Below are 19,763 nucleotides of genomic sequence, written 5' to 3' on the forward strand. Positions count from 1 at the left end.
GGTCGGTTGGCAGGGCGGTTCGGGCCGGCTGGCTGACGGGCTCGGGCTGGTCTGGGGTTGGGCTGGTGTGCGCTCGGGCTGGCGGGCTCGGGTTGGCTGGCCGGCTTGGGGTAGCCGGCGGGCTCGGGCTGAAGGCGGGCCCGGGCCGGGAAGCAGGCCGAGGTCGGTTGACGGGCGGCTCGGACCGGTGGCGGCCTCGGGTCGGGGAGCGGCCTTAGGTCGGGTGGACGGGTCATTTCGGTGGGAGGGTGCGAGCCGCCGTCGGTACGGTGCGACCTGTGGCCGCTCACTCTCACCACCACGTCCGGACCCACGACGGAATCGACTGGTCTTCCCGCCTGAACGCGCTCCGGCAGGCCGACGAACTCGACGCCGACGCGCGCCGGGTGGTCGCGCGCAGGATCGTTCGCCCGCTGCCGGATCACCCGACCGTGCTCGACGTCGGGTGCGGGGCCGGTGGGATGGCGGTGGCGCTCGTCGAGGCGCTGTCCGCCCGCGGCGGCGGCACGGTGGTGCTCGTCGACGCGACGCCCGAGCTGCTGGACGCCGCCACGACCGCCGCGCGGACGGCTGCCGCCTACGAGGGCGACACGGCCAAGGCCGCGGTGAAGGTGCGGCCGGTGCTGGCCGACCTCGTGACCGAGCGGCCGGTCGACCTCGCGGGACCCGTGCAGCTGGTGTGGGCGTCCAACGTCGTGCACCACCTCCCCGATCAGCGCGCGGCGGTGGCCGGGCTGGTCGAGGCGATCGCTCCCGGTGGGTGGTTGGCGTTGGCCGAGGGTGGGCTTGAGGGCAAGTTCCTCCCGTGGGACCTGGGGGTGGGTGAGCCCGGGTTGCAGGACCGGTTGGCCGCTGCCCGCGCGCACTGGTTCGCGTTGATGCGCGAGAACACCGAGGGCTCGGTCCGCATGCCCGGTGGCTGGAACACCGTGCTGGCAGAGCTGGGCATGCTCGACGTCACCGCCTTCAGCTTCCTCGTCGACCACCCCGCGCCCGCCAAGCAGGCCGTGCGCGACTGGGCGGTGGAACGGCTCAGGTGGCACCACGAGGTCGCGGGCCACCTGCTGCACCCCGACGACCGCCGGACCACCCGCCGACTCCTCGACCCGCAGGACCCCGCTTACCTCGGCCTGCGCGACGACGTCTTCCTGCTCATGGCCAGCACCGTCCACCTCGGGCGCAGGCCGTGACCGGTGCCACGACCGACTCCTGCGCCCGCTGCGGGCGGACGCGGGCGTCGGTCACCGACCCCGCCGAGTCGCTGGCCTGGGTGCGCCAGCGGGAGCGCGGGGTCGACCAGTGGCTGTGCCACGAGTGCGCGCGGGCCCACGTGCGGGACATCGAGGGCAAGCTGCCGGCGGACTACTGGCTGTAGGGCGCCGGTCGGTCGGGCGGCCCCGTTGTCTCGCCGGCGAGACAACGGAAAGTCGTTGACCAGGGGTTTTGGTCCGTTGGACAGGGGACGGCCCTCGGGGGAGGGGCGATCAGCGGACCGGGGGTCGGTGGAGCGACGCGTCGGTTGGGTGAGGGGTCGGTTGGATGAGGGGTCGGTTGGATGAGGGGTCGGTTGGATGAGGAAGCGGGCGGAACAGCGGCCGCGGCAGCGCGGTGACTGGCGCATGCAGTGCGCGGCACCGACCGGCAGGCCCAGCACCGACCGGCAGGCCCAGCACCGACCGGCAGGCCCAGCACCGACCGGCAGGCCCAGCACCGACCGGCAGGCCCAGCACCGACCGGCAGGCCCAGCACCGACCAGCAAGCCCAGCACCGACCGGCAGGCCCAGCACCGACCAGCAAGCCCAGCACTGACCGGCTAGCGCAGCAGTAACTTCAGGGTGCGCAGGGCGGCCCGGGGAGCGGCGGCGCCGCGTTTGCTGCCCGCGTCCAGCTCCGCCTCCAGGCCGGCGACCGTGCACAGGCCCGCGCGCAGCGCGGAGGCCAGCAGGTGGTGGCGGTGGAGCGGGTGCGGTTCGCGGCGGGCCGCGTCCAGCGCCGCCCGGGTCGGTTCGGCCAGGCGCAGCCCGTCGCGGGTGGTGGTGCCCGGTGGGCGCGTGGTGCGTTCCAGCAGGAGCTGGGCCGTGCCCGCGCGGCGGCGGGTGGCGGGTTGCAGCAGGTGGATCAGCGGTGGGGCGGGCAGCTCGGGCAGGCCCTGGGCGCGCAGCGCGTCAACGCCCGTCACCACCGCCTCGGGACCCGCGTAGGCCAGGGCCGCGCGCAGGTGTTGGGCCCGGGTCGGCGGGGTGGCGCTGAGCAGCAGCACGCCCGGCAGGATGCGCTGCCACGGTCCGCCGGGGCGGCACCTCAGGTCGATGACGTGCCCCGGCACGCCGGTGGCTTCGAGTTCCGCGGTCTTGATCACGTCGGTGGTCATGCTTCGATCTTCGGCGGGGGCCGGGGATCGGGCCAGGGCGGTTCCGTGATCTGTGGACAACTCTGTGGGCTGTGGACAGCTCAGTCGGCGAAGCCCGGCTGCCAGCGGGAGACGATGGCCCTGGCCTGCACGTTCGCGTCGAGCTGGCAGAGGATGCCCGTCGCGCCGAGCGTGACCCTGTGGATAAGCAGGTATTGGGGTGGCAGGTTCAGGGAGCGGCCGGTCTGCAGGTCGGGGCTGCGGAGGTCGCCGATCCGCTCGGCCTGCTGCTGGAGCCAGCGGCGGGTGAAGTGGAACGTCTCGGTGCGCAGCGGCTCCACGAACGGCCCCAGGTAGCTCAGCACGTCCTCCGCGCGCAGCTCGGTCCCGGGCCGGATGAAGTGCTCCGCCCGCAGCAGCTCCTCCAGGTCCGCCGACCGCTGCTCCAGCGCCAGCCTGGTCATCAGGCCCAGCGGCTTGGGCAGGCCGTCGGGCAGCCGCGCCACGGCGCCGAAGTCCAGCACCCGCAGCCGGCCGTCGTCGCCCAGCATGAAGTTGCCGGGGTGCGGGTCGGCGTGCAGCAGGCCCGACCGGCTCGGCGCGGAGAAGTGGAACTCCGACAGCAGCTGCCCGGCCAGGTCGCGCTGCTCGCGCGTGCCGTCCCGGATGATCCGCGACAGGGGCGTGCCGTCGGTCCACTCGGTGACCATCACCTTCGGCGAGCTGGCCACCACCCGCGGCACGAGCACGTGCCCGTCACCGGCGAACGCCTTGGCGAACGCGCGCTGGTTGTCCGCTTCGTCCCGGTAGTCCAGTTCCTCCAGGTACCGGTCGCGCAGCTCCTCCAGCAGGGGCTTGACCTCGGCGCCCGGCATCATCGCCTGGATCACCCGGCTGAACCGCAGCAGCTGCTTCAGGTCGGACGCCAGCGCCTCGTCCGCGCCGGGGTACTGCACCTTCACCGCCACGTGACGCCCGTCGTGCCACACCGCGCGGTGCACCTGGCCGATGCTGGCCGACGCGGCCGGGTCGTCGTCGAAGGACGCGAACCGCTTGGCCCACCCCGCGCCCAGCTGCTCGGCCAGCACCCGGTGCACCGTGCGCGATGGCATCGGCGGCGCGGCCGTCTGCAGCTTGGTCAGCGCCTCGCGGTACGGCTCGGCCAGCTCCTCGGGCACCGCGGCCTCGAACACGCTCAGGGCCTGGCCGAACTTCATCGCGCCGCCCTTGAGCTGCCCGAGCACCGCGAACAGCTGCTCGGCGGTCTTGGCCGACACCTCGGCGCTGACCTCCTCGGAGCTGCGGCCTGCCAGGCGCTTGCCCCAACCGCCGACGACCCGGCCCGCCACCCCGAGGGGGAGGCTGGCCAGCTTGGCGGTGCGCTGCACGCCCTTGCGCGGGATATCGGTCACCCGGTGATTCTCCCCCCGTCCGGACACGCGGTCGCGTCGGTCCACACCTCCACCCCTCGAACGTACACAGCGCCGACGGCGGTCGGTCACCCTGCGGAACGGCACTCGCAGCGCGGGTGCACCGGCGCTATCCGGTGCTCGACCACCCCGGTGAACGCGTCGACCTCCAGGGTCGCGTCCCAGGTCGGCGGCCTGCCGCGGGCCCCGGCGTCCCGGTCGAGCGCGAGCAGCGCCTGGCCGACCGCGACACCGGCCGTGGCGGTGACCGTGGCCAGGTCCGCGTGCTGCGGCCGGTCCACCAGCTGCGCGGCGACCAGCGGCCAGCCCGGGTCGGAGTCGGTCCGGTGCAGGTCGGCGCACCTCAGGCAGCTGCTGCGCCCCGGCACGACCAGCGGGCCCACCACGCCGACGCCCTCGCGGACCCGCGCGGCCAGGTGCGCGGTGCCCGCGCGGACCAGGTCGTGCAGCAGCTCCGGCGCGGGCACCAGCGCGTCCGCCAGCACCACCAGGTCCGCGCCGCGCGGCACCGGTCGCACCGCCGGGCACGCGCGCCGCACCGCGTCCGCCGCGGCCTCCGCGCGCGGCCTGCCGACGTCCGCGTCCAGGTAGCCCGATCCGGTGTCCTCGGGGCCGACCCGCCCACGCGCTATCACCCGTACGTGTCCCACGCCGGCGGCCGCCAGGAGCGCGGCGACGGTCACCGCCAGCCGCCCCTCGCCGTGCACGCAGACCGAACGCGCGGCACGCGCGGAGGCCAGGTGCGGCGCCGGGCGGCGGGTGCGCAGCGCCCGGCAGGTCACCTCGGCGGCCAGCCGGGGGTGGGGGACGGGCACGGACTCCTCGACCAGCCCGGCGTGCGCCAGGCCGCGCAGGACGCCGAGCAGCTCGGTGGCCTGGTCGCCGTGCGGGGCGAGCCGTTCGCGCAGCTCGCGGAGGGTGTGCTGGCCGTTGAGGCCGAGCAGGGCGGAGGCCATGGGCGCGGGCACGTCCTCGACGAGCACCGCGTGCCGGGGGTCGGTGCCGATCTGCACCACGTCCTCCCGGCGGCGCAGCAGCGGCAGGCCGGGCAGGACCCTGGGTCGGTTGGGTAGATCCACACCGGCAGCGTCCCGCCGGCCTCGGAAGCGGCAAAACGCCTGTCCACAGGCCCGCGGGTTGTCCACAGGCGGTCCGGTGGGGCTTGACGGGCGGTCCGGTGCGGGTCAGGCGGGCGGCCGGGCCACGGGACCCGGCCGCCCGCGCCGGTCAGACCTTGGCCTTGCCGAGGATCCGGGTCACCGTGGTCCCGCAGACCGGGCACTGGCCCTTGGCCATCCTGCGGTTGTTGCTCTCGTGCACCTCGCCCGTGAAGTCGCGCTTCTCACGGCACTTGACGCAGTAGCCGTTGTAGGTCTCGGCCACGGCTTCCTCCCTTGTTTCGGCGGGCGGAGCGCGACGTGCGCCACACCCGGGGGCTGCGCAGCACGCTACCTCCGGGAACGCCGGCCCGCTGCACGCCGCGTCGAACGTGTCCAGCCGCCTTTCGGGGGAACTTGATCGTCCGGCCATCCACAGGCCGCCGCTTGGCCGCCGCGAATTGTCGGCCTCTGGCCTTACCGTGAACGCCATGCCCGAACCGCAGGTGGAGGTGCGGCGCAGCGCTCGGCGCCGTCGCATGGTGAGCGCGTACCGCGAGGGGGACACCGTCGTCGTCCTGCTGCCGGCCCGCATGACGAAGAGCGAGGAGAAGCACTGGGTGGCCGAGATGCTCAGCCGCCTGCAGCGCAGTGAGACCCGCCGGCGCTCGCCGTCGCGCACGTCCGACGCGGCGCTGCTGCAACGGTGCGAGGAACTGGCCGACCGCTACCTGGACGGCGTGCGGCCGAGCAGCGTGCGGTGGGTGCCGCCGATGCGCACGAGGTGGGCTTCCTGCACGCCCAGCGAGGGGACGATCCGGATCAGCGAGCGGCTGCGCGACGTGCCCGCGTGGGTGCTCGACTACGTGCTGGTGCACGAGCTGGCGCACCTGACGGTGCCCGGCCACGGCAAGGACTTCTGGCAGCTCGTGCACCGGTACCCGAAGACCGAGCGGGCCGTCGGGTACCTGGAGGGCATCTCGGCCGCCGCGGGCCTGGGGATCACCGAGGAGGACTGACCGCGGCGCCCACGCGCGAAGGCCCCCGAGTCACTCGACTCGGGGGCCTCTTCCGTCTGCCCGGAGGTCCGGAACGTGGAACTCAGGGGTCCTGAATGTGGAACTCGGGGGTCCTGGAGGTTCGACACGACGGGTCTGAAGGGTCGACTCGCGGTGTCGGAGTGGAGGACTCGCGGTTAGTCGGTGTCGGAGTCCTTGTCCTTGAGGGTGCGCTCCAGTTCGGCGATGGGGTCCTCCAGGGCCTGGCGGGTCCGGCCGAAGCGCTCGGCGAACTCCATCGGGTCGTCCAGGTCCTCGGCGGTGGGCACCAGGTCGGGGTGCTCCCAGACGCTCTCCCGCTGCTCGATGCCGTACTGGTCGCCCAGCAGCTTCCACAGGGCCGCGGCCGAGCGGTGGCGGCGGGGGCGCATCTCCAGGCCGACCAGGGTGGCGAAGGTCTGCTCGGCCGGGCCGCCCGAGGCGCGGCGCCGCCGCAGCGTCTCCCGCAGCGCGTCCGCGCCCGGCAGCCGCTCGCCGACGGCCTCGTTCACCACCACGTCCACCCAGCCCTCGACCAGGGCCAGCAGCGTCTCCAGCCGGGTCAGCGCGGCCTGCTGCTCGGGCGTGGTCTGCGGTTCGAGCATCCCGGACCGCATGGCCTCCTCGATGCTCGCCGGGTTGGCCGGGTCGACCTGGCCGGCCAGCTGCTCCAGCGCCGAGGTGTCGACCTTGATGCCGCGCGCGAACTCCTCCACGGTGTCCAGCAGCCGCTGCCGCAGCCACGGCACGTGGCTGAACAGCCGCTGGTGCGCGGCCTCGCGCGCGGCCAGGAACACCAGCACCTCGCTGGCGGGCCGCTCCAGGCCCTCGGTGAACCTGTCGATGTTCTCCGGCAGCAGCGCGGCCGTGCCCTCCGGCCCGAGCGGCAGCCCGACCTCGGTCGAGGTCAGCACCTCCGAGCCGAGCTGGGCCAGCGCGCCGCCGAGCTGCGAGCCGAACGCCATGCCGCCCATCTGCCCGAGCATGGACAGCAGGGGGCCGGCGGCCTCCTTGGCCTCGGCCGGCATCGCCTCGACCCACGCGCCCGACACCCGCCGCGCCACCGGGTCGCACAGCCGCTGCCACGTCGGCAGGGTGCGCTCCACCCACTCCCGGGCGGTCCAGCCCTCGGTCTTGCGGGCGCCCGCAGGCAGCGCGGTCACCGGGTCGAGCCACATCTCCGCCAGGTGCACCGCGTCGGCCACCGCGCTGTTGCGGTCCGGCCCGAAACCGGTCGCCGGGGCGCCCTTGCCGGCCAGCTGCTGGAGGGCGATCTGCTTGGCGAGGTCGTAGTTGACCGGCCCGGACGACGTCCCGGCGTTGCTGAACATCGCGCCGAGCTGGCTCAACATCGCGCCGAGCTGGTTGAAGTCGAAGGGGTTCGCGCCCCCCTGGTCCTCCGGCTTGCGGCCGCGGTCGTCGGGGTCCTGCGGGCTGAACCCGAAGGGCAGGTCACTCATGCCACCACGGTACGCGGGACGGGGGTCGCGCGCGGGACCGGTTCGCTCGCGGCGTGACGGGGTGGTCGTAGGCTGGGGGGCGTGACCGAAGGCACCGTCGTGGACCAGGCACCGGCCCCCCCCACCGCCCCGGCCGCGGCGCGGCCTGACCAGGCGGACGTGGACCCTCGTGGTCAGCCTCTTCCTGGTCCTCGCGCTGGGCCTGCTCGGCGGGTTCGCGCGGGTGCCGTACGTGGCCCTGGGACCCGGCCCGACCTACGACACCCTCGGCCAGGTCAACGGCGCCGACGTGGTGTCGGTCGACGGGCAGGAGACCTTCCCGACCGGCGGCCGGCTCACCATGACCACGGTCTCGCTGACCGACGACGTCTCGCTGTTCGGCGCGCTCGGCCTGTGGGTCAGCGGCCGCTACGCGCTCGCGCCGCGCGAGGAGTTCTTCCGGCCCGGCGAGTCCGAGGACCAGGTGCGCGACCAGAACGTCAAGGCGTTCCAGGACTCGCAGACCAGCGCCGAGGTCGCCGCCCTGCGCTTCCTCGACTACCCGGTCAAGGTGGTCGCCGCCGAGGTCACCGACGACAGCGCCGCCGACGGCGTGCTGGCGCCCAACGACCGGCTGCTGGAGGTCAACGGCAGGCAGGTCGCCACCGCCGACGACGTCCGGCCCGCGCTGGAGGCCACCAAGCCCGGCGACCGGATCGCGCTGACCTTCGAGCACGAGGGGCAGCGCAAGACCGCCACGGTCACCCTCGGCACCACCCCCGGCCGCGAGACCGGCTTCCTCGGCGTGCTGCCGCTGGACCGCGCCGACGTGCCGTTCGAGATCAAGATCGGCCTGACCGACGTCGGCGGCCCGTCCGCGGGCCTGCTGTTCGCCCTGGCCATCGTCGACAAGCTCACCCCCGGCGAGCTCAACGGCGGCCAGTCCGTCGCGGGCACCGGCGAGATCAACGACAAGGGCGAGGTCGGCCGCATCGGCGGCATCGGGTTCAAGATGGTCGCCGCGCGCGAGGGCGGCGCCACCGTGTTCCTCGTGCCCGCCGGCAACTGCGACGAGGCCAGGCAGCAGGCGCCCGAGGGGCTGCGGCTGGTCAGGGTCGAGACCCTGGCCGACGCCGTGAGCTCCCTCGAGAGCCTGAACAAGGGCGGCGACGCGCCGGCCTGCTAGGGCTTGAGCGTCTCCAGCAGCGCGTTCGTCAGGTTGGGTGCCAGCTCGGGGTGCTCCACGACCTCCTCGGGCACCTCCACCGTGCCCCGCAGCCGCAGCACGCACGCCGCCGAGCCGTCCCGCAGCACCGCCGCCACCAGCCGCGCCTCCCGCCGGTCGGGGTGCTCGGCGGCGAACCTGCGGGCCGCGTCGTCGTCCAGGTCCTCCTCGGTGAGCCTGGCCTCGGCCTCGGGCGGCAGCACCACGATCTCCTGGGCCAGCGCGCACCCGTGCACCGCCTCCGGCCACACGATCCCGGCCAGCGCCCGGTCCAGCTCGGAGTCGGGCAGCTCGTCCTGCGCGATCGGGGTCAGCGGCGACGCCTCGGGGTCGAGCTGACCGGCGAGCTCCGGCTGCTGGGCGAGCAGCTGCGCGGTCGGGACCAGCGCGAACAGCTGGGGCGGCTGGTTCCACCCGGCGGCGGACACGAACTCATCTACCTCGCGCGCGACGGCGGGCAGCGCCACGGGCGGCATTTCCTCGGCTGACACGCGCGCCATGGTCGCATCCACCCGAAACGGCCAACCGAACGGGGAACCCCGAGCGACCTCCGTAGAGTTGGACAGAACGTACGAACGCCACTACCGCGATCCAGGAGCGTGCCCCGTGGCCACACGGCCCCCGGTCGGACTGCCCAGGCTGTCCCGTCGCAGCCGGATTCTGCTCATCGTCGGTGCGGTGGTCCTGGTCGGTCTCTTCACCGGTTCCAGACTGCTCGGCACCTACGTCAACTGGCTCTGGTTCGGCGAGGTCGGCTTCCGCAGCGTCTACGGCACGATGCTCGCGACCCGCGTCGGGTTGTTCCTCGCCGTGGGCCTGCTGGTGGGCGGCCTCGTCGCGATCAACCTGATCATCGCCTACCGGACCAGGCCGGTCTTCGTGCCGGTCTCCGGGCCGGACGACCCGGTGGCCCGCTACCGGGCGGTCGTCGCCCGCCGGATGCGCCTGTTCGCCATCGGCCTGCCCGTGCTGATCGGCCTGGTCGCGGGCGCCTCGGCCGAGGGCAACTGGCAGCAGTTCCAGCTGTTCCTCAACAGCACCCCGTTCGGGGTCCAGGACCCCGAGTTCGGGCACGACATCGGCTTCTACGCCTTCCAGCTGCCGTTCTACACCTGGCTGCTGTCGTGGCTGTTCATCGCCACCGCGGTGTCCTTCATCGGCGCCGTGGTCGCCCACTACCTGTTCGGCGGCATCCGGCTGGCCGGGCGCGGCGGGCAGCTGTCCGGCCCGGCGCGGACCCACCTGGCGATCGTGGCCGGCGTGTTCGTGCTGCTCAAGGCGGTGGCCTACTTCCTCGACCGCTACCAGCTGCTGTTCTCCGACCGGAACAGCAAGTTCGACGGCGCCAGCTACACCGACCTCAACGCGGTGCTGCCGGCCAAGCTGATCCTGCTGTTCATCGCGGTCTTCTGCGCGGTGGCGTTCTTCGCCGGCGCGGTGCTGCGCAACCTGCAGCTGCCCGCGATCGCGACCGTGCTGCTGGTGCTGTCGAGCATCCTGGTCGGCGCGGCGTGGCCCGCGGTGCTGGAGCAGTTCTCGGTCCGGCCGAACGCCATCGAGAAGGAAGCCGAGTCGATCAGCCGCAGCATCACCGCGACCAGGCAGGCGTACGGGCTGACCGACGACAAGGTCGAGACCCAGCCGTACGCCGGCAAGCAGAACGTCTCGCTGGAGGAGCTGAAGAACGACCAGGCGACGCTGGGCAACGTCCGGCTGCTCGACCCGGCGGTCATCTCGGAGACGTTCACCCAGTTCCAGCAGCTGCGGCCGTTCTACTCGTTCCCGGAGAAGCTGGACGTCGACCGGTACACAGTGGACGGGCAGCTGCAGGACTACATCGTGGCGGTCCGCGAGCTCAACACCGGCGGCATCCCGCAGGGCCAGCGCGACTGGATCAACCAGCACCTGATCTACACCCACGGCAACGGCATGGTGTTCGCCGAGGCCAGCAGGGTCAACTCGCCCGCCGACGAGGGCGGCAACGGCGGCTACCCGGTGTTCGACGTGGCCGAGGTCGGCCCGGACGGCCAGGTCAAGCCCAGCCCGTTCGGCGTGCAGCAGCCGCGGACCTACTTCGGCGAGATGGGCCAGCCCGGCGACTACGCCATCGTGGGCGGCCGCGGTGAGGACGCGCCCGGCGAGTACGACACCGACCGCTCGTCCTACACCTACGACGGCAAGGGCGGCGTCCGCATCGGCGGGCTGTTCAACAAGCTGGTCTTCGCCGCCTACTACAGCCAGCGGAACATCCTGTTCAACTCGGCCATCGGCGACGACTCGCGGATCATCTTCAACCGCAACCCGCGCGAGCGCGTGGAGAACGTCGCGCCGTGGCTGACCGTGGACGGCGACCCGTACCCGGCGGTGGTCGACGGCCGCATCACCTGGATCGTCGACGGCTACACCACGCTGGAGAACTTCCCGTACGCGCGGCGCACCCCGCTGGGCGACGCCACCAACGACTCGCTGCCGGGCGTCGCGCAGCTGCCGAACCGGGAGATCAGCTACATCCGGAACTCGGTCAAGGCCACTGTGGACGCCTACGACGGCACGGTGACGCTCTACGCGATGGACCAGGAAGACCCGGTGCTCAAGGCGTGGCAGGGCGTCTTCCCGGGCACGGTGAAGCCCAGCTCCGACATGTCGCCGTCGCTGCGCGAGCACCTGCGCTACCCGGAGGACCTGTTCAAGGTCCAGCGCCGGATGCTGTCGGAGTACCACGTGGACAACCCGCGGGACTTCTACTCCGGCGTCTCGTTCTGGTCGGTGCCCTCGGACCCGACGGTCGACAACGTCACCACCGCCGAGGCCCAGCAGCAGCAGGGCGCCCAGCAGCGCGACCAGCAGCCGCCGTTCTACGTGCTGGCGGGCGACCCCACCGGTGACCCGAACAAGGTCAGCTTCCAGCTGACCAGCGCGCTGGTGCGGCTCAACCGCGAGTTCATGGCGTCCTACGTGACGGTCAGATCCGATCCGGACAACTACGGCAAGATCAGCGTCCTGACGCTGAACAACGAGGCCAAGGGCCCGCAGCAGATCCAGACCCAGTTCCTGACCTCCGGTGAGGTCAGCGGCGAGCTGAACGTGCTGGCCCAGCGGCAGACCAAGGTCGTCTACGGCAACCTGCTCACCCTCCCGGTGGGCGGCGGCCTGCTCTACGTCGAACCGGTCTACATCGAGCGGACCAGCCAGAACACCCAGTTCCCGCAGCTCTACAAGGTGCTGGTCAGCTTCGGTGACAAGGTGGGCTACGCACCGACGCTGAGCGAGGCGCTGGAGCAGGTGCTCTCCGGGGCCTCGGCCCAGGTGCCCGACCCGGGCAACGGCCAGCAGCCGCCGACGAGCACGTCGACCAACCCGTCCACGACGCAGACCGCGCCACCCGGCGGTGACGGGCAGCTGTCCGAGCGCGACCAGGCCGCGCGGGACATCCGGACCGCGATCGACCGGGTGAAGGCGGCGCAGGCCAGTGGCAACTTCGCCGAGCTGGGCAACGCCTACGACGCCCTGGACAAGGCGCTGAAGAGGTACGAGGCGGCCGACTCGACGTCGACGCCGCCGTCGGCACCGCAGACCTCGCCCACGCCGACCGGCTGACCTGCGGGGAGTCGCTGAATCGGGTGGTCCCGGACACACCGGGGCCACCCGATTTGCATTCGGTCGCAACCAGCGCGTAGAGTACTGATTACCGACGCGGGGTGGAGCAGCTCGGTAGCTCGCTGGGCTCATAACCCAGAGGTCGCAGGTTCAAATCCTGTCCCCGCTACAAAGTTGGGAAAGTCCTGTCTGCACAGAGCGCAGACAGGACTTTTTCGCATTTCACCGGGGGTCCAACCCCCGGACCCCGGGCAGGAGGGGCTTCGCCCCCCTGCACCCCCCGGCTGTGTGCCGGACCGGTGGTGGTGGGGGAACTGGGCCGGGTGGGGTTGGCATGGGCTGTGAGCTGGGGAAATGTGAGTTTGGGGGGGCCGGTGAAAAGGGGTTCTGGAGGGGTGTATAGTTCTACATGTCGACGCGGGGTGGAGCAGCTCGGTAGCTCGCTGGGCTCATAACCCAGAGGTCGCAGGTTCAAATCCTGTCCCCGCTACTGAAGTGAGGCCCCCTCTCCTGGTGAGAGGGGGCCTTTGCTTTCAGGTCATGTTCTCGGCCCAGTACTGCGCGCAGGTCAGTGAGCACACCCGGCCCTCGCCGCTGACGGTGCGGTGCCGGCGGATCTGCTTGCCGCACACCATGCACTCGTCCTTGCCCGCCTGCGCGGGGATGGTGCCGCTCGCCCACGCGCGGGCGTTGCGCACGACCTTGGTCCCCGTTGTCCATTTGATGCCCACAGTCGACCTCCCAGGGAAACGAACACCCGTGGTAATGGTCTCACCACTGGGCGTGTTTGCCACATCAGACGTCGAACATCACCGGGTTGTGCTATCGGGGACCTTCGGAGTCCGGCCCGGTGGCTGCGGGGGGTGATGCCCGGCTGCCGTTAGGGTGAACGCAATAGTGCGGTTTCCCTTGCCCGCCAATGATTTCCACTTCAGGTGGACACGTGGGGTCAAGCGGCCGAACGCGTGGCGGTCCCCGTCGGTGCGGTTACGCAGCGGAGCTTCCCGTTGCTCCGCTTGGCCCAACTCCGCTAGGCCGTGATCAGCCACTGTGGACGGAACGGCTGACCATTGTGGACAGCGGTCGCGGGGCGTGGCACCGTTGGTGGTGTGTCGGACCTGAATGCGACCGCGGCCGCCCTGCTCGGGCTGCTGCACGACGGACCCAAGACCGGTGGACAGCTGGTGGCTGAGGCCGGGGAGCGCTTCGGTGCGTTCTTCAGCGTCACCCGCAGCCAGGTCTACCGCGAGCTCCCCGCGCTGGCGGACGCCGGCCTGCTGCGCCTCGGCAAGCAGGGCCCGCGCTCCAGCCAGCAGTACGTCCTCACCGCGGCGGGCAAGAAGGCGTTCAAGAACTGGCTGCTCTCCGAGCCCGGCCCGGACCACCTGCGCAGCCCGCTGATCCTGCGGCTGGTGCACGCGGGCTCGCTGACGCCCAAGCAGCGGCAGAACCTGATCGACTCGGCGCGCGCCACCTACAGCGCCGAGCAGGACGCCGCCCGCGCCGCCGTCAAGACCGCCGAGGACGCCTACTCGAAGGCGGTGGCGGAGTTCGGCCTGGCCCACGCCAAGGCCGTGCTCAAGCTGCTCGACGCCATCCCGCACGGCTGAAGCGCGTCGACCGGTCGCACTCCGCGGCCGGTCCTGGCGTAATCTTCTGCCGTGAACCCCGACGTCGAAGCAGACATCAAGGACCTCTCCGCCACGCTCGCGAGCATCGAGGCGGTGATGGACCTCGATTCGCTGCGCGCGCAGGTCGCCGAGCTGGAGCAGCAGGCGGCCCGGCCCGACCTCTGGGAGGACCAGGAGAAGGCGCAGCGCGTCACCAGCCAGCTCTCCCACAAGCAGAGTGAGCTGCGCCACGTCACCGGCCTGCGCGACCGGCTGGACGACCTCGGCGTGCTCTACGAGCTGGCCGAGGACGAGGGCGACGCGGGCAGCCTGGCCGAGGCCGACGCCGAGCGGTCGAAGCTGCGCGACGAGATCTCCTCGCTGGAGGTCCGCACGCTGCTGTCCGGGGAGTACGACGAGCGCAACGCCCTGGTCACCATCCGGGCCGAGGCGGGCGGCGTGGACGCGGCCGACTTCGCCGAGATGCTGCTGCGCATGTACTCGCGGTGGGCCGAGCGCCACGGCTACGGCATCGACGTGTTCGACACCTCCTACGCGGAGGAGGCGGGCATCAAGTCCGCCACGTTCCGCATCACCGCCCCCTACGCCTACGGCACGCTCAGCGTCGAGCAGGGCACGCACCGCCTGGTGCGCATCTCGCCGTTCGACAACCAGGGCCGCCGGCAGACGTCGTTCGCGGGCGTCGAGGTGGTGCCCGTGGTCGAGCAGTCCGACCACGTCGACATCGACGAGAAGGAGCTGCGGGTCGACGTGTACCGCTCGTCCGGCCCGGGCGGCCAGGGCGTGAACACCACCGACTCGGCGGTGCGCATCACCCACCTCCCGACCGGCATCGTGGTCTCCTGCCAGAACGAGCGGTCGCAGCTGCAGAACCGGGCCACCGCCATGGCCGTGCTCCAGGCCAAGCTGCTGGAGCGCCAGCGCCAGGAGGAGCAGGCGAAGATGGACGCCCTCAAGGACAGCGGGTCCAGCTGGGGCAACCAGATGCGCTCCTACGTGCTGCACCCCTACCAGATGGTCAAGGACCTGCGCACCGAGCACGAGGTCGGCAACCCGTCCGCGGTGCTCGACGGCGAGATCGACGACTTCCTGGAGGCCGGCATCCGCTGGCGCAAGCAGCAGCAGTCCTGATCGGTCAAGCCCCCGTCCGGCGCTGCCCCACTTGGGCGAGACGGGGGCTTTACCCCGGCGGTGAGTAGACTCGCGCCTCGTGATTCGCCTCGAACACGTGTCCAAGGTCTACAAGACCTCCTCGCGCCCCGCGCTCGACAACGTCTCGGTCGAGATGGCCAAGGGTGAGTTCGTGTTCCTCATCGGCCCGTCCGGGTCCGGCAAGTCCACGTTCCTGCGCCTGCTGCTGCGCGAAGAGGTGCCCTCCAAGGGCCGCGTGTACGTGTCCAACTTCGACGTCGCCAAGATGTCGCGGCGCCGGGTCCCCCGCCTGCGCCAGTCCATCGGCTGCGTGTTCCAGGACTTCCGGCTGCTGACGAACAAGACGGTGGCGGAGAACGTCGCGTTCGCGCTGGAGGTCATCGGCAAGCCGCGCAACACCATCGTCAAGGTGGTGCCCGAGGTGCTGCAGCTGGTGGGCCTCGACGGCAAGGCCGACCGGATGCCGCACGAGCTGTCCGGCGGCGAGCAGCAGCGGGTCGCCATCGCCCGCGCGTTCGTCAACCGGCCGCTGGTCCTGCTCGCCGACGAGCCCACCGGCAACCTGGACCCCGACACGAGCCAGGACATCATGCTGCTGCTGGAGCGGATCAACCGCACCGGCACGACGGTGCTGATGGCCACCCACGACCACTCGATCGTCGACTCCATGCGCCGCCGCGTGGTCGAGCTCGACCACGGCCGGATCATCCGCGACGACGCGCGGGGCGTTTACGGCGTGGGCCGCTGAACCCCCTCTACCCCCGACCCTGAGGAACGCTCCCCCGATGCGTACCAGCTTCGTGTTCAGCGAGGTCGTCACCGGCCTCCGCCGGAACGTCACGATGACCATCGCCATGGTGCTGACGACCGCGATCTCGCTCTTCCTGTTCGGCGTCGGCCTGCTGGTCGTCAACATGGTCGGCAAGATGCAGGACGACTACCTCGGCCAGCTGGAAGTCGCGGTCATGCTGACCAACGACATCAGCACCAACGACAAGGACTGCACGCAGGAGCCGTGCAAGGGCCTGCGCACCGAGCTGGAGACAACCTCGGGGGTCGACACCGTCGTCTACGAGAACCGCGAGAAGGGCTACGAGCGGTTCCGCAAGATCTTCGAGGCGCAGCCCGAGCTGGTCAAGCTCGCCCGGCCGGAGGCCATCCCGGCCATGTTCCGGGTCAAGCTCGACGACCCCGAGCGGTCCGACGTGATCGTCCAGGCGTTCACCGGCAAGGCCGGCGTGAAGAACGTCGACGACCAGAGCAAGGACCTCGACCGGCTGTTCGGCTTCCTCAACGGCGTGCGCGACGCGGCGCTGGCGCTGGCGCTGCTCCAGGCGGCGGCGGCCCTGCTGCTGATCTCGAACACCATCCAGGTCTCGGCGTTCACCAGGCGCACCGAGGTCGGCATCATGCGGCTGGTGGGCGCGACCCGCTGGTACACGCAGCTGCCGTTCCTCATCGAGGCGGTGGTCGCGGGCGTGATCGGCGCCTTCGCCGCGATCGGCCTGCTCGTGGTGACCAAGGTCTTCCTGCTCAACCGGGTGCTGGGCGAGCTGTTCTCGTCCAACATCATCCCGGAGGTGAGCATGGTCGAGATCCTGGTCCTCTCACCCGTCCTGCTGGGCGTGGCGGTCCTGATCTCCGCCCTCACCGGCTACGTCACGCTGCGTCTCTACGTGCGGCTATAACGACTGGCGCGGTCACGTAAGGTTGCGGTCATGGTCAAGGAACGCGGTCAGAAGGTGATCGCGTCGAACCGCAAGGCTCGGCACGACTACACCATCCTCGACACCTACGAAGCGGGCATCGTGCTCGTGGGCACCGAGGTCAAGAGCCTGCGCATGGGTCGGGCGTCCCTCGTGGACGCCTTCGGCCAGGTCGACGACGGCGAGATCTGGCTGCACGCGCTGCACATCCCCGAGTACGTGGCGGGCACCTGGACCAACCACGAGGTCCGCCGCAAGCGGAAGCTGCTGCTGCACCGCAAGGAGATCGAGCGGCTGATCGGCAAGACCAAGGAGAGCGGCCTGTCCCTGATCCCGCTCCAGATGTACTTCAAGGACGGGTACGTCAAGGTCGAGCTGGCGCTCGCGCGCGGCAAGAAGGCATACGACAAGCGCCAGGACCTGGCCAAGCGGGACGCGCAGCGGGAGATCCAGCGCGCCCACGGCCGGGCGCTCAAGGGCCGCTACTGACCGAGGTTGAGGTAGGCGAGCACGGCCCGCACCCGCCGGTGCTCGGACGTGCTCGGCTCCAGCCCCAGCTTGGCGAAGATGTTGCCCACGTGCTTCTCCACCGCGCCGTCCGAGACCACCAGCGACGCCGCGATGGCGCTGTTGGACAGGCCCTGGGCCATCAGCCCCAGCACCTCGCGCTCGCGCTGGGTGAGCGAGTCGACCGGGTTGCGCCGGGACCGCACCATCAGCTGCATCATCACCTCGTGGTCGATGCTGGTGCCCCCGGCCGCCACCCGGCGCACCGCGGCCACGAACTCCGCCACGTCGGCCACCCGCTCCTTGAGCAGGTAGCCGACGCCGTGCGAGCCGCCGGCCAGCAGCTCGACGGCGTACCGCTCCTCCACGTACTGCGAGAGCACCAGCACCGGCAGGTCCGGCACCCGCCTGCGGGCCTCGATCGCCGCCCGCAGGCCCTCGTCGGTGAACGTCGGCGGCATCCGCACGTCCACCAGCGCCAGGTCGGGCCGGTGCCGCTCGACCGCGTCGAGCAGCGCCTCCCCGTCCTCCACGGCCGCGACGGTGTCGATGCCCTCGTCCGCCAGCAGGCGCTGCACACCCACCCTGAGCAGCACCGAGTCCTCGGCGATCACCACGCGCACGGCAGCTCCGCCCTGATCACGGTCGGCCCCCCGACGGGGCTCAGCACGACGACCACGCCGTCGATGGTCGCAGCCCGGTCCGCCAGGCCCGCGAGCCCACCCCCCGGGCGGGCCTCCGCGCCGCCGCGGCCGTTGTCCACGACCTCCACCACCACGGAGTGGTCGGTGCGGGTGACCTCCACGCCGGCCGCGGTCGCCCCGGAGTGCTTGGCGAGGTTGGTCAGCGCCTCGGCCACGATGAAGTAGGCCGTGCTCTCCACCGCCGTGGGCGGGCGCGGCTCGACGTCCACGCTCACCGTCACCGGGATGGGCGACCTGGCGGCCAGCGACGACAGGGCGGCGTCCAGGCCGCGGTCGCCCAGCACCGACGGGTAGATGCCGCGGGCCAGGTCGCGCAGCTCGGAGATGGCGAGCTTGGCGTCGGCGTGCGCCTCGGCGATCAGCTCGCGGGCGCCGTCCGGGTCGGTCTCCAGCTTGCCGCGCGCCCGGCCCAGGCCCATGGCCACCGCCACCAGCCGCTGCTGCGCCCCGTCGTGGAGGTCGCGCTCGATGCGCCTGCGCTCGGCCTCGGCCGCCTCCACGCCGCGCGCCCGGCTCGCCGACAGCCGCTCGGCCTCGGCGGAGAGCAGGGCGTTGCGGGAGGGGCCGAGCATCGCCCGGGCGAGCAGCGCGTGACCCCGGCCCATGGCCAGGAGCAGCCGGTAGGCGAGCACGCCGAGCAGGACGCCGACCAGGCCGACCGGGACGGCCTTGGCGAACGAGTCGATCGCCCAGACCGTGCCGTCCGGCAGCAGCACCTCCCAGGTGGCCGGGAGCCAGTGCTGGTAGAACGGCAGCAGCGCGGCGGACAGGGGCACCGTCCACAGCACGAGGGTCAGGGTGAACTCGACGATGCCCAGCGGCAGCATCAGCAGCGAGTAGGCCAGGTCGCGCCAGGTCGCCGGGTCCTGCACGATCGACTTGGCCCGCCGGGCCAGGCCGCCGGCGGGCAGCGGCCGGTAGGGGCTCGGGATGTCCGTGCCCAGCGCCACCCGCACCAGCCCGCGTTCCACGGACGCCGCGGTCCGCGCCGCGAGCAGGGTCAGCACGCCCAGCGGCAGGCCGACCCAGATCACCAGCGTGCCCAGGCTCGCCGAGCCCAGCGCGACCAGCAGGCTGAACCAGAAGATGCCGGTCACCAGGCTGATCACGAAGTACGCGCTGGTCCGGAACACGTCCAGGTTGCTCCGCGTTGCCATGTTCCCCCGCTCTCTCGGTGTACAGGACCATCTCACCGGTTCGTGTGACAGCGGACCATCAGGTCCACCGGCCGACCGGGGGTGGGGACAGCCCTACCGGGTATTGGAATGAACGGCGGGTGGCGGGGCGTTATGCTGTGTGCGGCAGGACCCACTACCAGGGGGTGAACGGTTTCGACTTTGTACGTTGATTCAAGGGAAGCGTGCCGGTGCAGGCGAGAGACCACCGCAAGCGTCATCGCAAACCAATAAGCGCCGAGTCTAACGACCAGCGCGCGTTCGCCCTCGCCGCCTGAGGCTAGGAGCGACGCTGTCGGCCCGGAGGTGCCTCCGCTCCGGTCGCCGGCATCAGCTAGGAGGCTCACCGCCGCTCTCGGCCACGGGGAGCGGTTGGGACACCCACAGTGGCTGGGCCCGTCACGGTGACTTGTCCGCGTGATCACCGGGGTCGAGTAGAGACGTAGCGGACTGCGCACGGAGAAGCCTTGGTGAGACGGCAGAGGACCCGGGTTCGATTCCCGGCACCTCCACTCGAGGACGGGGCGGGGCGGTACGCGGAGAACGCGTACCGCCCCGCCCCTTTTCGCATGCCTGCCCGGTCCGGTCGCGCGGTTCGCGGTGTCCGAGCGGAGGACACGCGGTGCCTGAGTGGAGGACACGCCGGGGCTGAGCGCATGACACGCCGGGGCTGAGCGCATGACACGCCGGGGCTGAGCGCATGACACGCGGGG

19 protein-coding genes, 2 tRNA genes and 1 other RNA gene are annotated in these 19,763 nt (G+C 71.7%); 13 read left to right on the forward strand and 9 right to left on the reverse strand.

Annotated elements, in window-relative coordinates; translation table 11 throughout:
* The first annotated feature begins 278 nt into the window (after positions 1-278).
* Both EKG83_RS04960 and EKG83_RS04965 read left to right on the forward strand, forming a co-directional pair.
* Positions 279-1,190 (forward strand): class I SAM-dependent methyltransferase, encoded by a 912-nt coding sequence (locus EKG83_RS04960; protein WP_033430090.1) that lies wholly within the window; start codon positions 279-281, stop codon positions 1,188-1,190.
* Entirely contained in the window at positions 1,187-1,375 is a 189-nt protein-coding gene (locus tag EKG83_RS04965) for a hypothetical protein (protein ID WP_033430089.1), read from the forward strand. Before EKG83_RS04960 ends, EKG83_RS04965 begins: the two co-directional genes overlap by 4 nt.
* Before the next feature lie 438 nt (positions 1,376-1,813).
* Here EKG83_RS04965 and EKG83_RS04970 read toward each other — a convergent pair whose 3' ends face one another.
* The 4 genes from EKG83_RS04970 to EKG83_RS46730 all read right to left on the reverse strand — a co-directional run bounded on the left by EKG83_RS04970 (position 1,814) and on the right by EKG83_RS46730 (position 5,163).
* Positions 1,814-2,371: a hypothetical protein gene (locus EKG83_RS04970; protein ID WP_051765364.1), complete on the reverse strand. Its 558-nt coding sequence runs from the start codon at positions 2,369-2,371 to the stop codon at positions 1,814-1,816.
* An 80-nt stretch (positions 2,372-2,451) separates the two neighbouring features.
* Positions 2,452-3,762, reverse strand: a complete 1,311-nt coding sequence (locus tag EKG83_RS04975) for an ABC1 kinase family protein (protein WP_033430088.1) — start codon at positions 3,760-3,762, stop codon at positions 2,452-2,454.
* A gap of 86 nt (positions 3,763-3,848) precedes the next feature.
* Complete coding sequence (locus EKG83_RS04980; RefSeq protein ID WP_033430087.1) at positions 3,849-4,859, reverse strand: ThiF family adenylyltransferase; 1,011 nt, start codon at positions 4,857-4,859, stop codon at positions 3,849-3,851.
* A gap of 148 nt (positions 4,860-5,007) precedes the next feature.
* Positions 5,008-5,163 (reverse strand): DUF5679 domain-containing protein, encoded by a 156-nt coding sequence (locus EKG83_RS46730; protein WP_170191807.1) that lies wholly within the window; start codon positions 5,161-5,163, stop codon positions 5,008-5,010.
* Positions 5,164-5,368: 205 nt separating this feature from the next.
* Between EKG83_RS46730 and EKG83_RS04985 the strand changes: the two genes are divergently transcribed.
* The gene (locus tag EKG83_RS04985) at positions 5,369-5,896 is read left to right on the forward strand and encodes a M48 metallopeptidase family protein (protein WP_033430144.1); all 528 of its coding nucleotides are present in this window, start codon (positions 5,369-5,371) and stop codon (positions 5,894-5,896) included.
* A 176-nt stretch (positions 5,897-6,072) separates the two neighbouring features.
* Here the strand turns inward: EKG83_RS04985 and EKG83_RS04990 are convergent, their stop codons facing one another.
* Positions 6,073-7,374 (reverse strand): zinc-dependent metalloprotease, encoded by a 1,302-nt coding sequence (locus EKG83_RS04990; RefSeq protein ID WP_033430086.1) that lies wholly within the window; start codon positions 7,372-7,374, stop codon positions 6,073-6,075.
* Positions 7,375-7,543: 169 nt separating this feature from the next.
* On the opposite strand from EKG83_RS04990, the gene EKG83_RS04995 reads away from it, so the two are divergent.
* Entirely contained in the window at positions 7,544-8,539 is a 996-nt protein-coding gene (locus EKG83_RS04995; RefSeq protein WP_033430085.1) for a YlbL family protein, read from the forward strand.
* Here EKG83_RS04995 and EKG83_RS05000 read toward each other — a convergent pair.
* Positions 8,536-9,078 (reverse strand): PPA1309 family protein, encoded by a 543-nt coding sequence (locus tag EKG83_RS05000; RefSeq protein ID WP_033430084.1) that lies wholly within the window; start codon positions 9,076-9,078, stop codon positions 8,536-8,538. The genes EKG83_RS04995 and EKG83_RS05000 overlap by 4 nt on opposite strands.
* 130 nt (positions 9,079-9,208) lie before the next feature.
* On the opposite strand from EKG83_RS05000, the gene EKG83_RS05005 reads away from it, so the two are divergent.
* The 3 genes from EKG83_RS05005 (at position 9,209) to EKG83_RS05015 (ending at position 12,665) form a co-directional block, all read left to right on the forward strand.
* Positions 9,209-12,175 (forward strand): UPF0182 family protein, encoded by a 2,967-nt coding sequence (locus EKG83_RS05005; protein WP_033430143.1) that lies wholly within the window; start codon positions 9,209-9,211, stop codon positions 12,173-12,175.
* A gap of 95 nt (positions 12,176-12,270) precedes the next feature.
* A tRNA-Met gene (locus tag EKG83_RS05010) sits at positions 12,271-12,344 on the forward strand.
* 247 nt (positions 12,345-12,591) lie between these two features.
* A tRNA-Met gene (locus tag EKG83_RS05015) sits at positions 12,592-12,665 on the forward strand.
* Between the two features lie 43 nt (positions 12,666-12,708).
* On the opposite strand, the gene EKG83_RS05020 is transcribed toward EKG83_RS05015, so the two are convergent.
* Positions 12,709-12,906 carry a hypothetical protein gene (locus EKG83_RS05020; protein ID WP_033430083.1) on the reverse strand — a complete coding sequence of 66 codons (198 nt, stop codon included), beginning with the start codon at positions 12,904-12,906 and terminating at the stop codon, positions 12,709-12,711.
* 378 nt (positions 12,907-13,284) lie between these two features.
* On the opposite strand from EKG83_RS05020, the gene EKG83_RS05025 reads away from it, so the two are divergent.
* The 5 genes from EKG83_RS05025 to smpB all read left to right on the forward strand — a co-directional run bounded on the left by EKG83_RS05025 (position 13,285) and on the right by smpB (position 17,153).
* Positions 13,285-13,785 carry a PadR family transcriptional regulator gene (locus EKG83_RS05025; protein ID WP_033430082.1) on the forward strand — a complete coding sequence of 167 codons (501 nt, stop codon included), beginning with the start codon at positions 13,285-13,287 and terminating at the stop codon, positions 13,783-13,785.
* A 51-nt stretch (positions 13,786-13,836) separates the two neighbouring features.
* Complete coding sequence (gene prfB, locus EKG83_RS05030; RefSeq protein ID WP_033430081.1) at positions 13,837-14,937, forward strand: peptide chain release factor 2; 1,101 nt, start codon at positions 13,837-13,839, stop codon at positions 14,935-14,937.
* Positions 14,938-15,016: 79 nt separating this feature from the next.
* Positions 15,017-15,706 carry a cell division ATP-binding protein FtsE gene (gene ftsE, locus EKG83_RS05035; RefSeq protein ID WP_033430080.1) on the forward strand — a complete coding sequence of 230 codons (690 nt, stop codon included), beginning with the start codon at positions 15,017-15,019 and terminating at the stop codon, positions 15,704-15,706.
* A 37-nt stretch (positions 15,707-15,743) separates the two neighbouring features.
* The gene (ftsX, locus tag EKG83_RS05040; protein ID WP_033430079.1) at positions 15,744-16,646 is read left to right on the forward strand and encodes a permease-like cell division protein FtsX; all 903 of its coding nucleotides are present in this window, start codon (positions 15,744-15,746) and stop codon (positions 16,644-16,646) included.
* A 30-nt stretch (positions 16,647-16,676) separates the two neighbouring features.
* Positions 16,677-17,153, forward strand: a complete 477-nt coding sequence (gene smpB, locus EKG83_RS05045) for an SsrA-binding protein SmpB (RefSeq protein WP_033430078.1) — start codon at positions 16,677-16,679, stop codon at positions 17,151-17,153.
* Here the strand turns inward: smpB and EKG83_RS05050 are convergent.
* On the reverse strand, positions 17,147-17,794 hold the full coding sequence (locus EKG83_RS05050) for a response regulator transcription factor (RefSeq protein WP_033430077.1): 648 nt from the start codon (positions 17,792-17,794) through the stop codon (positions 17,147-17,149). The two genes, smpB and EKG83_RS05050, sit on opposite strands and share 7 nt — an antisense overlap.
* Positions 17,782-19,032, reverse strand: a complete 1,251-nt coding sequence (locus EKG83_RS05055) for a sensor histidine kinase (RefSeq protein WP_033430076.1) — start codon at positions 19,030-19,032, stop codon at positions 17,782-17,784. The genes EKG83_RS05050 and EKG83_RS05055 overlap by 13 nt, the downstream gene beginning before the upstream one ends.
* Before the next feature lie 160 nt (positions 19,033-19,192).
* Between EKG83_RS05055 and ssrA the strand changes: the two genes are divergently transcribed.
* Positions 19,193-19,565, forward strand: a transfer-messenger RNA (tmRNA) gene (ssrA, locus tag EKG83_RS05060).
* The last annotated feature ends 198 nt before the right edge of the window (positions 19,566-19,763 follow it).

The organism is Saccharothrix syringae (genome assembly GCF_009498035.1).
In the GTDB taxonomy this organism is placed as follows: domain Bacteria; phylum Actinomycetota; class Actinomycetes; order Mycobacteriales; family Pseudonocardiaceae; genus Actinosynnema; species Actinosynnema syringae.